The sequence below is a fragment of the Actinomycetospora sp. TBRC 11914 genome (assembly GCF_012933465.1).
Lineage (GTDB): Bacteria > Actinomycetota > Actinomycetes > Mycobacteriales > Pseudonocardiaceae > Actinomycetospora.
Genome location: NZ_JABBND010000020.1, coordinates 73382 through 87661 on the forward strand (window position 1 = coordinate 73382; position 14280 = coordinate 87661).

Genomic DNA, 14280 nt, shown 5'->3' on the forward strand with positions numbered 1-14280 from the left:
CCGAGGGAGCGATCATGCAGCCAGACACCTCCGTGCCCGAGGGGCCGGCGGCCCAGTTGCTGCGCCGCGAGGCGGCGCGGTGGTGGTGGGCGCCCCTCGTCGCCGGGATCCTCTGGTTCGCGATCGCCTGGGCGGTGCTCCGCGTGGACGTGGTCTCGCTGGCGACGGTCGGGATCCTCGTCGGGATCGTCTTCCTGCTCGCCGCGGTCGCGGAGGCCGGGATGGCGGGCCTGGCGATGGGTGGCTGGAAGGCCGTCCACATCGTGCTCGCGGTGGTGTTCCTGCTGGGCGCGCTGTGGGCCTTCATCCGGCCGATCAACACCTTCTTCGCGCTGGCCTCGGTGCTGGGCCTGTTGCTGCTCATCCAGGGTGTCTTCTACATCGCCCGGGCCGCAGCGGCCCGCGAGGTGAGCCCCTACTGGTGGGTGGGGATGGTCTGTGGCGTGCTGGTCCTGCTGCTCGGCATCTGGGTGTCGACGTCCGACCGGGCGTGGGACCTGGCGGCCCGCGCCGTGTTCGTGCTGCTCTTCGTCGGCTTCTACGCGGTCTTCCGCGGGATCAACGACCTCGTGCTCGCGTTCGAGCTGCGCCGTGTCGGCCGGGAGGACCGGAGGAGCGAGCCCGGACCCGCCGGTGAGGCGCCGTCCGTGCCCTCGCAGGACCGGCGGTCGATGGCGGGAGGTGTCGAGCCGGAGCCGCGGTCCCACACGACGCCGAGCGTGTGACGGTGCCGCGGCCCCGTCCGGGTCAGCTCGACGCCTTCTCCGTCGCGCCCGCGGTCCCGGCGGCCGGTGCCGTCGTCGAGAACTCGACGAGCAGGCGCGTGACGCGGTCGGGCGCGTCGTGGTGCACCCAGTGCGAGGCGTCGGGGATCCGCTCGACGTGGTCCAGGTGCGGCACGTCGTCGTGCTCGGGCTCCGCGAGCTCGCCGCCGAGGTAGCGGTCGCGGTCGCCCCAGATGACCAGGGTGGGCGCCTGGATCGGGCGGATGGCGGCGTCGGCCTCCCGCGGGGGTGTCCGGACGGAGGCGCGGTAGTAGTTGATCATGCCGGTGGCCGCGCCGGGTCGGGACCAGGCCGCGACGTAGCGATCGGCGACGTCCGCGGTGAAGGCCGGGTCGGCGTCGCGGAGGAAGTGCCGGAAGAAGTGCCACCCGTTGGCGTGGACGACGGCCTCCGGCAGCTCGGGGAGGTCGAAGAAGAAGAAGTACCAGGACCGGCGCAGCTGGGCGGGGTGGTGCAGTCCCTGCGACAGCTTCCGGGGATGGGCCGCGTTGAGGATCGCGAGGCGGTCCACGACCTCGGGGTGGACCATCGCGGTGGCCCACGCGACGCTCCCGCCCCAGTCGTGCCCGACCAGCGTCGCGGACTCGGCACCGCGCTCGTGGACGAGGTCGCGGATGTCGGCGGCCAGCAGTTCGGTGCCGTAGGCCGTGACCTCCGGCGGCCGGGACGACAGGTTGTAGCCCCGCATGTCCGGCGCCACGACCCGGAAGCCGGCCGCGGCGAGCGGTGCCATCTGCTCCCGCCACGCGTACCAGAACTCGGGGAAGCCGTGCAGGAGGAGGACCAGCGGGCCCTCGCCGGCCTCGACGTAGTGCAGCCGCTGGTCGCCGAGCTCGGCGTAGCCCTCGCGGAGGGGGATCGATCGGCTGGTGAACCGGTCGACGAACCCGGGCGGCAGGTCCGACGCCTCGGCGTCGGGAACGGGGCTCTCGGGAGCGGTGGACGACGGGGGCATGGGGCCTCCCCTCTCCGGCAGCGGTACACCGACGATCGCCCCTCGGCCCGGGTGTCGAGCCGGTGCCGGTCCCTGGTCGTCGCGCGGGTCGTGCGCGGGGCGCCGCCCAGGGGCCAGGGCCCCGGCGGGCCGGCGAGGACCAGGGCCGGTCACGGGCGCGCCGTGCGCGTGCTCGTCGCCCCGTCCGACGAAGCGGCGGCCCGCCGACTCCTGTCCGCGGTGGGTGTCGACGAGGGAAGCCTCAGAGCCACGCGGAGACGATGATTTCCCGGAGGTCACGGTCGGGGTGCTCGCGGGCGCCGTACAGGATGTTCGCGCCGATCCACAGGATCGTCCGCCCGAGGTGGTCCGGGTAGCGCGCGATCTTCGCGTCGAAGAAGTCGACGGCCCCGTGCTGGGTGTCCAGGAGCTCCTCGGCGTCGTCGAGGTATTCCCGGGTCTCCGCGATGGTGCGGACGGCGTCGTCGTCGCGCCGGCTGTCCTGGTGGCCGGCGACGATGTGCCGGGGCCGGAGCGACTCCACCGTGTCGATCGCCTGGCGCCATGGCCCGAAGCCGCCGTTGACGGCGATCTGCGCGAGGTAGAGGTGCACGCCGGTGTAGATGACGTCCCCGGCGACGACGAGGTCGAGATCGGGCACGTGCAGGACCGTGGTGTCGTCGCTGTCGGTGGAGCCGACCTCGACGATCGCGAGGTCGTGGCCCTCGAGCGTGACGCGGTTGTCCGGCGCCGTCACCGCGGTGACCGGGGTGGGCGGGATGCCGGTGTAGATCCTGTCCCAGAGCAGGGGCCTCGTGGCGACGTTGCCGTGCATCTGGGCGATGGTCCCGGCCGAGGCGACCACTCGGGCCCCGAACCGCTCGACCAGCGGGCCGGCGGCGAACCAGTGGTCGCCGTGGCCGTGGGTGACCACGATGTCCGTCAGGTTCCGATCCTTGGAGGCGATCCAGTCGCCGAGCACGCGCGCCTGGTCGGTGGTCAGCGGTGGGTCGGTCAGGATCGCGTCCTCGCGGCCGTAGATCAGGGTGCTCGCCTGGGGCGAGAACCGTTTCGGCTCTCCGTTGGGGAGTACGCCGTCCTGGGGCGCCGGCTCGTTGATGAAGACCTCGTAGCTCAGGGTCCTGGTGGCGGTGCTGGTCATGCCGGGACGCTCTCGCCGGTCGCGGTCGGGTCGCGCCCGGTGGGATCCCTGGCCTCGACCCCTGCGCGCCCGGGTCAGGTGAACTGTTGGCCGCCGTCGATGTCGTAGGTGGCGCCGGTCAGGGCGGTGTTGGTCATGAGGTGCACGGCGAGTGCGGCGACGTCGGCCGGTGTGACGACGCGACCGATGGGCAGCGTGTGTCGGAGCTCGGCGCGGCGGTCCTCGAGCTGGTCGCCGAGCAGCGAGGCCGACAGCCCGGTGTCGACGAAGCCGGGGGCGATCAGGTTGACGCGCACCGGGGCGAGCTCGAGCGCCAGCGCCGCGACGAACGGAGGGAACGCCGCGGTCGCGGCGGTCGCGATCCCGAGGCCGGGCGCGACGCGCCGGGCGCCGGTGCCGCCGACGAAGACCAGCGTCCCTCCGGGGCGCATGAGCCCGGGGGCGTGTCGGGCGACCTCGAGCGCCACCACGATGTGCTCGCTGAGCGCGTCGCGCACGGCGGCCGCGTCCATCTCCAGCAGCGGTCCGTAGTGCGGACCGCCGGCGGTCACCATGACGTGGTCGACGGGCGAGGAGAGCTCTTCGAAGAAGGCCGCCACGGAGGCGGGGTCGGTGGCGTCGAAGGCGGCGGTCGTCCGGGCGTCGACTTCCTGGGCGGCGCGCTCGAGCCGGCCCGGGCTGCGGGCGGTCAGGACGACCTCGGCGCCCGCCTTCCGGGCCCGTCGAGCGGTCTCGAGGCCGATGCCGGCGCTGCCGCCGACGACGACGACGGTCTGTCCGACCAACGCGGGTCCCTGATGGCCCGTCGCGGGCGCGGGTGTGGTGGTCATGGCATGTTCCGCTCGTGTGGGGATGGTCGTCGGGTTCCTCACCGGATCGCGCGAGGGTGGTCGCGCGTGGGCTAGCCGAAGGTGAAGACGTAGGCCTCGGCGCCCGCGTCGTCGAAGGTGATGTCGACCGTCCTGCTGGTGATGCGGCCGGGCTGCCGGATGAGCTGATAGAGGCGCGCGTCGGTCACCGTGCCGCGTCCGCCGTCGTCGACGTCGAGCCCGTGCGCCGGACCGGGTGGTGCGCCGTCGAGCCGGACCGTGACGCGCACCGGCCCGTCCCGGGCCCCCATCACCAGGTTGACGTCGCGGGCGTGTCCGCGGTGCGAGAGGCGCCCGCCGGGCTCGTCGAGGGTCGCGTGTCGGGGCCCGACGGTCCACGCGCCGGACAGTGACCATCGGTCGAGGCCGAGCCGGCGGGGCTGGGCGTAGACCTGGCTGTGGTCGCGTCGGACCCCGCCGGGCGAGGCGAAGCCGCTGGCGCGGGCGTAGCCGACGTAGGTCTCGGGGGACCCGAGGGTGTCCAGGTCCGCCGGCAGCGAGACGCCCCGGGGGGCGACCGCGACGCGCTGGTCCCCGACGACGCTGCCCGCCTCGGCGAGCAGGTCCCGGATGACAGTCTCGGAGCGCTCGTAGTCCTCCTCCCCGAAGTGGTGGTGCCGGAGCCGTCCTTCCGCGTCCGCGAAGTACAGCGCCGGCCAGTACCGGTTCCCGAAGGCCTCCCAGACCGCGAAGTCGTTGTCGAGCGCGACCGGGTACGTGATGCCGAGACCGGCGAGCGCCTGCCGGACCCGCCCGACGTCCTCCTCGAACGGGAACTCCGGGGAGTGGATGCCGACCACGACCAGCCCGTCGTCGCGGTACCGGTCCGCCCACGCCGTCACGTAGGGCACGGTGCGCAGCCAGTTGACGCAGGAGAACGTGCAGAACTGGGCCACCACCACCCGGCCGCGGAGTCCGGCCGGGCTGAGCGGCTCGGAGTGGAGCCAGCTGGTCGCCCCGCCCAGGCCGGGGAGGTCACCCTCGACCGGCAGCCGGGCCGTCGTCGTCACCGCAACGACCGGAAGGTCGCCCGGATCTCCCGGGAGAAGGTCTCGGGCTGCTCCCACGCCGCGAAGTGCCCGCCCTCGTCGACCTCGGCGAAGTGGATGAGCCGGGGGTAGGCCCGCTCGGCCCAGCTCCGCGGCGCCCGGTAGAGCTCGTCCGGGAAGACCGTCACCCCGACCGGGATCTCCACGCCCTTCGTGTCGAAGAAGGCGAGGGTGCTCTCCCAGTACAGGCGGGCCGAGGAGACGGCGGTGTTCGTCAGCCAGTAGTGGGTGACGTTGTCGAGCACGTCGTCGCGGGAGAGGCCCCCGGGGTTCCCCGCGAATGCGCGGGCGATCAGCTCGTAGCTCGCGACGTCGTGGTCCAGCATCCAGGCCGCGAGCCCCACCGGGGAGTCCGCGATGGCGTAGAGCGTCTGGGGGCGGTTGCCCATCTCCCCGGCGTAGCCGGTGCCGGTCGCGAAGAAGTGGACGAGCACGTCGAACGCGCTCTGCTCCTCGGCGGTGAGGCCCGGGGGCGCGGGGTCGCCGCGCGAGATCGCCCGGGAGACCTCGGGCGGGACCGTGGCGGGCATGTTCGTGTGGATACCGAGCAGCCCCGACGGCTTCAGGAGAGCCATCTGCTCGGTGACGGCGTTGCCCCAGTCGCCGCCCTGGGCGACGAACCGCCGGTAGCCGAGCCGGTCCATCAGCTCGACCCAGGCGCGCGCGATCCGCTGCGGGTCCCAGCCGGTCCCGGTCGGCTTGCCCGAGAACCCGTAGCCGGGCAGTGACGGGACGACCAGGTGGAACGCGTCCGACGCGGGGGCGCCGTGGGCGGTGGGGTCGGTCAGCGGCTCGAGGATCTTCAGTTGCTCGACCGTCGACCCTGGCCAGCCGTGGGTGACGATGAGCGGCAGCGCGTCCTCGTGCCGCGAGCGGACGTGGATGGCGTGGATGTCCACCCCGTCGATCGTGGTGACGACGTGGGGGAGGGCCGCGAACCGTCGCTCGAAGCGGCGCCAGTCGTACTCGCCGGCCCAGTAGTCGGCGAGGGCGCGGATGGTGTCGAGGCGCACGCCCTGGGACGGGTCGGTCTCCCGATCGGGCCACCTGGTGGCCTCGATGCGCCGGCGCAGGTCGGCGAGCTGGTCGTCGGACACGTCGAACGTGAACGGGCGCACGTCCGGCGAGGTCGTGGTGGTGGCTGACATCTGGTCCTCCTGGTCGGGGCTCGGGAGCCGGGCACTCAGCGCAGGCCCCGGAAGGCGGCGCGGACTTCCTCGGCGAAGACCTGCGGCTCCTCCCAGGCCGCGAAGTGGCCACCCGCCGCGGCCTCGTGGAAGGTCGCGAGGGTCGGGTAGGACTCCGCCACCCAACGGTGGGGGGCGCGGAAGATCTCGCCGGGGAAGGTCGTGAAGCCGACGGGGACCGTGACCGGCGGCGGGGCCGACGCGGCGGCGCGGGCCCTCTCCCAGTAGGCCCGGGCGGCCGAGGCGCCGGTGCCGGTCAGCCAGTACACGGTGATGTTGTCGAGCACGTGGTCGCGCGTGAGGTTGCCCGCCGGCCGCTGCTCGAGGAAGGCGCGGGAGATCTTCCGGTAGCTGTCGGTGTCGTGGTCGAGCATCCAGGCGGCCAGGGCGACCGGGGAGTCGAGCAGGGCGTAGCCGATCGTCTGGGGCCGGGTGGCCTGCTCGAGGAAGTAGCCGTTGCCGGTGGTCCGGAAGGTGTGCAGCGCCTCGGCCGCCGCTCGCTCCTCGTCGGAACGCGGCTCGGCAGGGCCGCCTCCCAGTGCCGTCACGAGCAGGTTCAGGTGGATGCCGGCGAGGCCCTGGGGCGCCTGGCGACCCAGCGCGTCGGTGACGGCGGCGCCGACGTCGCCGCCCTGCGCGACCCAGCGGCGGTAGCCGAGCCGGCGCATCAGCTCGGCCCACGCGCGGGCGATCCGCTGGGGCCCCCACCCCAGTTCGGCCGGGACGCCGGAGTACCCGTAGCCGGGCAGCGAGGGCAGGACGAGGTGGAACGCGTCGGTGGGGTGCCCCCCGTGGGCGGTCGGGTCGGTGAGGGGGCCGACGACCTCGAGGAGCTCGATGACCGAGCCGGGCCAGCCGTGGGTCATGACGAGCGGCATCGCGTCCGCGTGGGGCGACCTCACGTGGAGGAAGTGGATGTGCACGCCGTCGATCTCGGTCGTGAACTGGGGTACCGCGTTGAGCCTCGCCTCGCAGCGCCGCCAGTCGTACTCGTCGGTCCAGTAGCGCGCGAGCTCCTGCAGCATCGCGAGCTGCACCCCCTGGGAGCGGTCGTCGACGAGCTCCCGGTTCGGCCAGCGCGTGGCGGCGACCCGCTGCCGGAGGTCGGCCAGCTGCGCTGCGGGCACCTCCACCCGGAAGGGTCGGACCTGCTCGCGCGGGTCGGCGGTGGTCGTGGCTCCCGTCGGTGCCGACATGCAGGCTCCCCTCACTCGCCCCGCGGTGTCGGTCCACCGTCGAGCGGGAGCCCGGGCGGGCGCGCCCGGGGGATCCCCTGGCCGCAGCCCTGGTCGGCGGCCCGGACCCTCGCCGCGACCGAGAGCCTCGAGGAGGACGAGGCGTACGCCGCCGTCGGCGCCGCCCACGGAGCGGGGGCCGACGGCCGGTCCCGAGCACCCGCGTCACGGGATCCCGGGGGAGGGCCCAGGGAGACCGACGGGCGCGAACCCGGCGACGGGCTGTCCAGCGTGGGCACGGCCGAGGGCTGAGCAACGCGACCGGAACGAGCCGATCGGAGCAGGACATGGGCAGCACAGACGGCCGCGGCCATGCGGTCGTCCAACAGGCACCGGGCCTGACCCGCACCGATCTCCAGCGCGGCGACCTGAGCGTCGACGGACGTGAGATGGTCCAGTCGCGGGTGGACATCGGGCCGGAAGCCCCGGCCGTCAGGCACACCCACCCGGGCGAGGAGATCATCTACGTCCTCGACGGGGAGCTCCGCTACGAGATCGACGGGCAGCCGCCCCGGACCTACCGCGCGGGAGACGTCCTGACCGTCCCGGCCGGCGCCGCCCACTCCGTGCGGAACGTCGGTGGCCGGAACGCCGCCGAGCTCGCCACCTACGTGGTCGAGAAGGGGAAGCCGCTGCTCACCGTCGTCGAGTGACGACCGGTGCGAGGCCGCCGCCTTCGACGGCGGTCCGGCCGGACGTGCGTCCCGTGCGCCCGTGTGGGCCCTGGTCCGACCCGGAACGTCCCCTGGCCGGGCACCCGGTCACGGGGCGGAGCACCAGGGCGATCCGACAAGCGAAGTGACGCACAGTGAGAGATGTGGTCGCATTCACGCGCTCGGGCTACTCTTCGAGGCCCGGTTGCGGTGCGCGCGATGACACGTTGTCGATGTGCTGACGGGTGGCACACGAGGGGACGGCGTTCGCCGGCGGGATGACGCGGTCCTCGCGCGGAGCGGTGGCCCGGCCTGCACGGGCGGTGATCGCGGCCGGCGGAGGTGGCCACGTGAGCACACGCATCGAGGACGTGTCCGCCGGACACCCGACGGCGACGGGATCGGCGTGCGCGATCTCCCCGGCGCCCGGCGAGTCGTGGGCCGCCGTGCCCGGCCGGGCCCGGGCCGTGGCACCGTCCGCCCGGGGCCGCCGTCGCGGGGCAGCACTCACCGACCGACGCGTCGAGTGCGAGCTGCTCGCGCGCCTGGCGGACGCCGTGCGCGGCGGGGAGAGCCGGACGCTGGTGCTCCGCGGCGAGCCGGGCGCGGGCAAGACGGCCTTGCTCGACCGTCTCGTCGAGGCCGCTCGCGGGGTCCGCGTGGCGCGGGTCGCCGGCGTGCTCGCGGAGAGGGAGCTCGCGTTCGCGGGCCTGCACCAGTTGTGCGCGCGGTTCTCCGCACACCTCACCGAGCTGCCGGGCCGCCAGCGGGAGGCGCTCTCGACGGCGATCGGTGTCGGCGCCGGCCCGGCACCCGACCCCCTCGCGGTGGGGCTCGCGGTACTGGGGCTCCTGTCGGCGGCCGCCGCGGAGCAGCCGCTCCTGTGCGTGGTCGACGACGAGCAGTGGCTCGATCGCGAGTCGGCGCGCACGCTCGGCTTCGTGGCCCGTCGTCTCGGATCCGAAGCCGTGGGGCTGGTGGTGGCGACCCGGGCCGGCGGTGATCACCTGGCCGGCGTGCCGGAGCTCGGCGTGGACGGCCTACCGGAGGGCGAGGCGCGCGCGCTGCTGGACGCCGCGTTCCCGGGCCCGCTCGACGAGCGGGCGCGAGACGTGATCGTGGCGGAGACGAGCGGCAACCCCGCCGCGCTGCTCGAGCTGCCGTCCCCGCTCGAGCTGGCCGGGGGCTTCCGGCTGCCCGGCGCGATGCCGGCGGCGCCCCGGATCGAGGACGGCCTCCGTCGTCGTCTCGCGGCGTTGCCGTCCCCGGCGCACCGGCTGGTGGAGCTGGCGGCCACCGACCCGACCGGCGACCCGGTGCTGGTGCGCCGGGCGGCGGAGCGGCTGGGCATCCCGCACCAGGCGGCCGGCGCGGCGTCCGAGTCCGGCCTCGTGCACTTCGGCATCCGGCTGCGGTTCCGGCACCCGCTGGCGCGGTCGGTGACCTACCGCTCGGCGTCGGTGCACCACCGCACCCGGGCGCACGCGGCGCTGGCGGAGGTCACCGATCCGGTGGCGGACGCGGATCGCCGCGCCTGGCACCGCGCCCACGCGGTCGTGGCACCCGACGAGGGCGTCGCGGCGGACCTGGAGCGCTCCTCCGGCCGCGCCCAGGTCCGAGGCGGGCTGCCCGCGGCGGCGGCCTTCCTCGAGCGCTCGGTCGCGCTCACCGAGGACCCCGCCCGCCACGCGGAGCGGATCCTGACGGCGGCCCGGACGAACCTGCGGGCCGGAGCCTTCGCGACGGCTATCGAGCTGCTCACCGCGCTCGAGGTGGTGGCGTGCGACGAGTCGGTCCGCGCCCGGGCGGACCTGCTCCGGGGCCAGGTCGAGTTCGCCGCGCACCTCGGCCACGAGGCTCCCTCCCGGTTGCTCGCGGCGGCCCGGAGGCTCGAGCCCGTCGACCTCGAGCTGGCCCGCCGGACCTACGTCGACGCGTGGGTCGCTGCCTCGGCGGCCGGACACCTGGCGGACGTCGACCCGGTCGAGATCGCCCTCGCCGCGAGGTCGCTCCCACGGTGCGGGTCCGCCCGCCGTGGGAGCGAGGTGCTCCTCGACGGCCTCGTGCAGCTCGCGACCGAGGGTCCGACCGCCGCCGCGCCCGCCCTCCGCGCGGCCGTCGCGGTCCTCGTCGACGGCGACCCCGACCGGGACGAGGGGCTGCGGTGGGGACGGGTGGCGGCGACCGCGCTGTGGGACGTCGACGCGGCACGCACCATGACGAGCCGGCAGGTCCGGTCGGCCCGCGCGGCCGGCGCTCTCGGAGCGCTCCCCGTCGACCTCACCGCGCTCGCCATCGACGAGGCGGGTCGCGGCGACCTGGGGGCCGCCGCCGCCCTCGTCGCGGAGATCGACACGGTGACCGGGGTGACCGGGAGCCGGATCGCGCCCTGTGCGGCCCTGTACCTCGCCGCGCTGCGGGGTGACCAGGAGGAGGTCACCGCGCTGGTCGCGGCCGCCGCCACCGACGCCGCCGTCGGCGGGCAGGGGGTCGCGGGGACGTGCGCGCAGTGGGCCGCCGCGATCCTGCACAACGGTCACGGCCGGTACGCCGACGCCTTCGCGGCCGCGGAGCATGCCGTCGCGGACGATCATGTGTCCGTGTCGCGGTGGGCTCTTCCCGAGCTGGTCGAAGCCGCCGCCCGGACGGGGAACCGCAAGGCGGCCGACGAGGCGCTCGCCCGGCTGGGCGAGACCGTGCACGCCGGGGCCGCGGAGTTCGGCCTCGGTCTCGAAGCGCGCTCGCGGGCCCTGGTGAGCGAGGGAACCGCGGCCGAGACCGCCCACCGCGACGCGATCGACCACCTCGACACCGGGGGCGCGCATCCCGCCCTGGCCCGGAGCCACCTGCTCTACGGGGAGTGGCTGCGGCGGGAGACCCGTCGGGTCGATGCCCGCCGACACCTGCGGACCGCGCACGAGATGCTCCAGGCGATCGGCATGACCGCGTTCGCCGAGCGCGCCCGTCGCGAGCTGCTCGCCACGGGCGAGTCCGTGCGTCGGCGGGCGCTCCAGACGCCGTCGGAGCTGACCTCGCAGGAGGCCTCGATCGCCCGGCTCGCCGCCGACGGACAGACCAACGCCGAGATCGGGGCGCAACTGTTCCTCAGCGCCCGGACCATCGAGTGGCACCTGCGGAAGGTGTTCACGAAGCTGGGCGTCGGATCCCGCCGGGAGCTACGCCTCGGGCTGTCCGGCGCACCGGCTGGTCCGCCGGGGCGAGCCGAGTACTCGCGGGGCACGCTCGGGCTCGCCCCTCGGCGGTCTTGACCGGGCCGCGATGCTGGAGAGGTCCGCTGTCCGCAGCGGACCCTCGTGGTGTCGGGAGGTGCCTGCGGTGACGGTGGCTCGGTCGGGCGCAGGCAGGGTCCAGCACTCGCCGCAGGGCGGCCTGGCCGAGGTCCTCGACCTCGTCCTCGACAAGGGCCTGGTCATCGATGCGTTCATCAAGGTGTCCCTGGTCGGCATCGAGATCCTCACCATCGACGCCCGGGTCGTCGTGGCCAGCGTCGACACCTACCTGCGCTTCGCCGAGGCCACCAACCGTCTCGACCTCCACGCCAAGGGCGGGAAGGGTCTTCCCGACCTCCTCGGCGGCGGCGGGCGCGCGGCCGCCGAAGGAGCGACCTACCGTGCCGCGAAGAGCAAGACCACCGGCGTGCTCGAGGCCGGCAAGGAGAAGTGGGACGAGATCCGCGGCAAGGACCAGCAGCGTGCCCCGGGGAGGCGCCGTCGCTGAGCCGGAGGCCGTCGCGGCGCGGCCGCGCCGATCTCGGGATTCCCCCACCTCCCGCGGCCTGCGAGGGTGTCGGCGATGTGGAACACCGACCCTGACCTGGCGCCGACGTGACCCACGGCGGCCCGCGGCGTCTCGCCCTCGCCTGCCAGGGTGGAGGCAGCCACACCGCGTTCAGCGCCGGCGCACTCAGCCGCTTCTTCGGTTCCGGCGCCGTCGCGGCAGCAGACGTCGTCGGGATCAGCGGCACCTCCGGCGGCGCCGTCAACGCGCTGATCGCCTGGTCGTGCCTGGTGCACGGCCGACCGGACGAGATCGGGCCGGCGTTGGCGGACTTCTGGGCCGACAACGCGGCCACGGGCCCGCTGCAGCGTCTGGTCAACCTCGTGACGGTCGGGGCCGGGGTCGGGCAGAACCTCGGGCTGGTGCCGCCGCTGAATCCCTACCTGGTGCCGCCGGCGCTCGACGGCCGGGAGGAGTTCCGGCGCCTCCTGCGCCGCCACGTCGACTTCGACGCGCTGCCCGTCGACAGCGAGGGCCGGTACCCGCGCCTGGTGCTGGGGGCCGTCGAGGTCCTCACCGGCGAGTTCCGGGCCTTCGACAGCCGCCGTGACCGGATCACTCCCGACACCGTGCTCGCCTCGGCCGCGATCCCGACGCTGTTCCGCGCGATCCCGGTCGACGGAGGTGTCTATTGGGACGGCCTGTTCTCCCAGAACCCGCCCGTCTCCCAGCTCGCCGATGACCACCCCGACGAGCTGTGGGTCCTGCAGATCAACCCGAGTCGCATCGACCGGGAGCCGCGCACCACCTCGGACATCGCCGAGCGTCGCAACGAGCTCGCCGGGAACCTCTCCCTCAACCAGGAGCTGCACGGCATCGAGCGCACCGACCAGCTGCTCGAGTCCGGGGCACTCACCGAGACCAGCGGTTATCGCCCGATCATGGTCCGCGTCCTGGAGATGCCGCGTGCGCCCTGGTCCGACCTGCTCGGGGCGGCGTCCAAGCTCAACCGCGACCCGGCGTTCCTCGCCCGGCTGCAGCGCGAGGGGGCCGAGCAGGCCGACCGCTTCCTCGTCGGCCTCGCCCTCGAACGGGCCTGGCTCGACCGTGACGCGTCGACCGTGGCGGGCCTGCTCCGCGGCGCGCGCGTCACGGCGGAGGCACCGTTCGCCCCGTTGTCCGGGGATCCGGTGACCGCGGTCGCCGAGCTGCTGGCGCGCGACGTCGCCGTCGACCTCACCCGCAAGCAGGTCGCCGGGGCCGAGATCACCTGGCGGGTCCGCCTCGTCCGGCCCGACCGGACGACCGCCGAGGGCACGGCCACCGCGACCGTCGACGCGGGCCGGATCCGGACCCTGGCCCTCGGTCCCGCCTCCTGAACGTCTCGACGCTCCCTGCCCTGGATGGACGCACGACGCCCACCTACCAGCCCCACTTCGTGACGAGCGGTAACGGTGGAGGCCCGGGCGAGCGAGGCCAGGGTGGACGCACCGTCGACTCGGGGACACGCGGTGAGCACACTCTTACTGGTCGTAGCCAGCACGCTCTCACACGTCACGGTGGGAGCCCTGATGTACGCGGTCGGCCACCGGGCCGGCGCGCGCCGACGACCTCCACAGCGAGTGCGCGTCGAGCTGCCGATCCGTCAGCCCACGCCCACCTCCCGGACCGGACGGGACGGGGCTCGCCGCTGAGGTCCGGCCTCCGGTGGCCGACGGTCACACTCGGGGCGGCCCGTTCGTCACATCGAGGAGAGGGCAGGGACGAGCGGAGGGCGGACGCGGTGGACCGTACGGAGAGCTTCGAGGCGGAACGGCCGCGCCTGGTGGGCCTGGCCACCCGGGTGCTGGCCGATCACGCCGAGGCCGAGGACGTCGTCCAGCAGGCCTGGCTGCGGCTCACGGGGACGGACACCGACCCCGAGAGCCTTCCCGCCTGGCTGACGACGGTGACCACCCGGCTGTGCCTGGACCGGTTGCGGTCCCGGACCCCGGTCCCGGCGGCCGAGATCGAGGTGCCCGACGTCGCGCCCGACGTGGCCGAGGAGGTCGCCCTCGCCGACACGGTCGGCGTCGCGCTCCAGGTGGTCCTGGACCGGCTGTCGCCCCAGGAGCGGGTCGCGTTCGTGCTGCACGACAGCTTCGGCTTCGACTTCCCGGCCATCGCCGGCGTCCTGGACACCACCCCGGTGGCGGCCCGCAAGCTCGCCTCTCGGGCACGGGCCAAGGTGCGTCAGCCCTCGCCGGACGACGAACTGGCCGACCGGGAGGTCGTCGACGCCTTCATGGCCGCGGCCCGCCACGGCGAGTTCGACCGGTTGATGCGGTTACTGGCCCCGGACGCCGCGGTGACGGCCGACGACGCCGCGATCCGGGCCGGCACGCCGGCGCGGATCGACGGAGCACACGCGGTGGCGACGTTCTTCGACGGCAGCGCGCAGTCGGCGCTCGCGGTCTCCGTCGACGACCGGCCGGCGGCAGCCTGGTTCCTCCGGGGTGAGGCCAAGGTGCTGTTCGACTTCACCGTCGTCGACGGCCTGGTCGAGCGCATCACCTTCCGTGCCGAGCCGGAGGTCCTGGCGCGAGTGACGCGGCGTTGAGCGCCGGGGCCCTACCGAGAGCCGGTCACACCCGCGGCGCCGCGAACGTCACAGGGGTGAACGACCACA

At 74.4% G+C, this 14280-nt stretch carries 12 protein-coding genes; 6 read left to right on the plus strand and 6 right to left on the minus strand.

The features are described from left to right. The first annotated feature begins 14 nt into the window (after positions 1-14). The gene (locus tag HH311_RS25185) at positions 15-725 is read left to right on the plus strand and encodes an HdeD family acid-resistance protein (RefSeq protein ID WP_169186459.1); all 711 of its coding nucleotides are present in this window, start codon (positions 15-17) and stop codon (positions 723-725) included. Positions 726-747: 22 nt separating this feature from the next. On the opposite strand, the gene HH311_RS25190 is transcribed toward HH311_RS25185, so the two are convergent. The 6 genes from HH311_RS25190 to HH311_RS25215 all read right to left on the minus strand — a co-directional run bounded on the left by HH311_RS25190 (position 748) and on the right by HH311_RS25215 (position 7182). Next, positions 748-1740 carry an alpha/beta fold hydrolase gene (locus HH311_RS25190; RefSeq protein WP_169186460.1) on the minus strand — a complete coding sequence of 331 codons (993 nt, stop codon included), beginning with the start codon at positions 1738-1740 and terminating at the stop codon, positions 748-750. A 241-nt stretch (positions 1741-1981) separates the two neighbouring features. Then, complete coding sequence (locus tag HH311_RS25195; RefSeq protein ID WP_169186461.1) at positions 1982-2881, minus strand: MBL fold metallo-hydrolase; 900 nt, start codon at positions 2879-2881, stop codon at positions 1982-1984. Between the two features lie 74 nt (positions 2882-2955). Next, on the minus strand, positions 2956-3666 hold the full coding sequence (locus HH311_RS25200; RefSeq protein WP_248293066.1) for an SDR family oxidoreductase: 711 nt from the start codon (positions 3664-3666) through the stop codon (positions 2956-2958). Positions 3667-3782: 116 nt separating this feature from the next. Beyond that, positions 3783-4760, minus strand: a complete 978-nt coding sequence (locus HH311_RS33575; RefSeq protein ID WP_169186463.1) for a thioredoxin — start codon at positions 4758-4760, stop codon at positions 3783-3785. Then, positions 4757-5947, minus strand: a complete 1191-nt coding sequence (locus HH311_RS25210; protein WP_169186464.1) for an epoxide hydrolase family protein — start codon at positions 5945-5947, stop codon at positions 4757-4759. The genes HH311_RS33575 and HH311_RS25210 overlap by 4 nt, the downstream gene beginning before the upstream one ends. A gap of 35 nt (positions 5948-5982) precedes the next feature. Next, the gene (locus HH311_RS25215) at positions 5983-7182 is read right to left on the minus strand and encodes an epoxide hydrolase family protein (RefSeq protein ID WP_169186465.1); all 1200 of its coding nucleotides are present in this window, start codon (positions 7180-7182) and stop codon (positions 5983-5985) included. Between the two features lie 326 nt (positions 7183-7508). Here HH311_RS25215 and HH311_RS25220 point away from each other — a divergent pair, with 326 nt between their 5' ends. The 5 genes from HH311_RS25220 to HH311_RS25240 all read left to right on the plus strand — a co-directional run bounded on the left by HH311_RS25220 (position 7509) and on the right by HH311_RS25240 (position 14211). Beyond that, entirely contained in the window at positions 7509-7874 is a 366-nt protein-coding gene (locus HH311_RS25220) for a cupin domain-containing protein (RefSeq protein WP_169186466.1), read from the plus strand. A 350-nt stretch (positions 7875-8224) separates the two neighbouring features. Beyond that, positions 8225-11143 carry a LuxR C-terminal-related transcriptional regulator gene (locus HH311_RS25225; protein WP_312030391.1) on the plus strand — a complete coding sequence of 973 codons (2919 nt, stop codon included), beginning with the start codon at positions 8225-8227 and terminating at the stop codon, positions 11141-11143. 67 nt (positions 11144-11210) lie between these two features. Next, entirely contained in the window at positions 11211-11612 is a 402-nt protein-coding gene (gene gvpJ / locus HH311_RS25230; RefSeq protein ID WP_169186467.1) for a gas vesicle protein GvpJ, read from the plus strand. Positions 11613-11719: 107 nt separating this feature from the next. Further along, a complete protein-coding gene (locus HH311_RS25235; RefSeq protein ID WP_169186468.1) occupies positions 11720-12991 on the plus strand; it encodes a patatin-like phospholipase family protein in 1272 nt (423 codons plus the stop codon). Between the two features lie 404 nt (positions 12992-13395). Continuing rightward, entirely contained in the window at positions 13396-14211 is an 816-nt protein-coding gene (locus tag HH311_RS25240; protein ID WP_169186469.1) for a sigma-70 family RNA polymerase sigma factor, read from the plus strand. Positions 14212-14280: the final 69 nt, after the last annotated feature.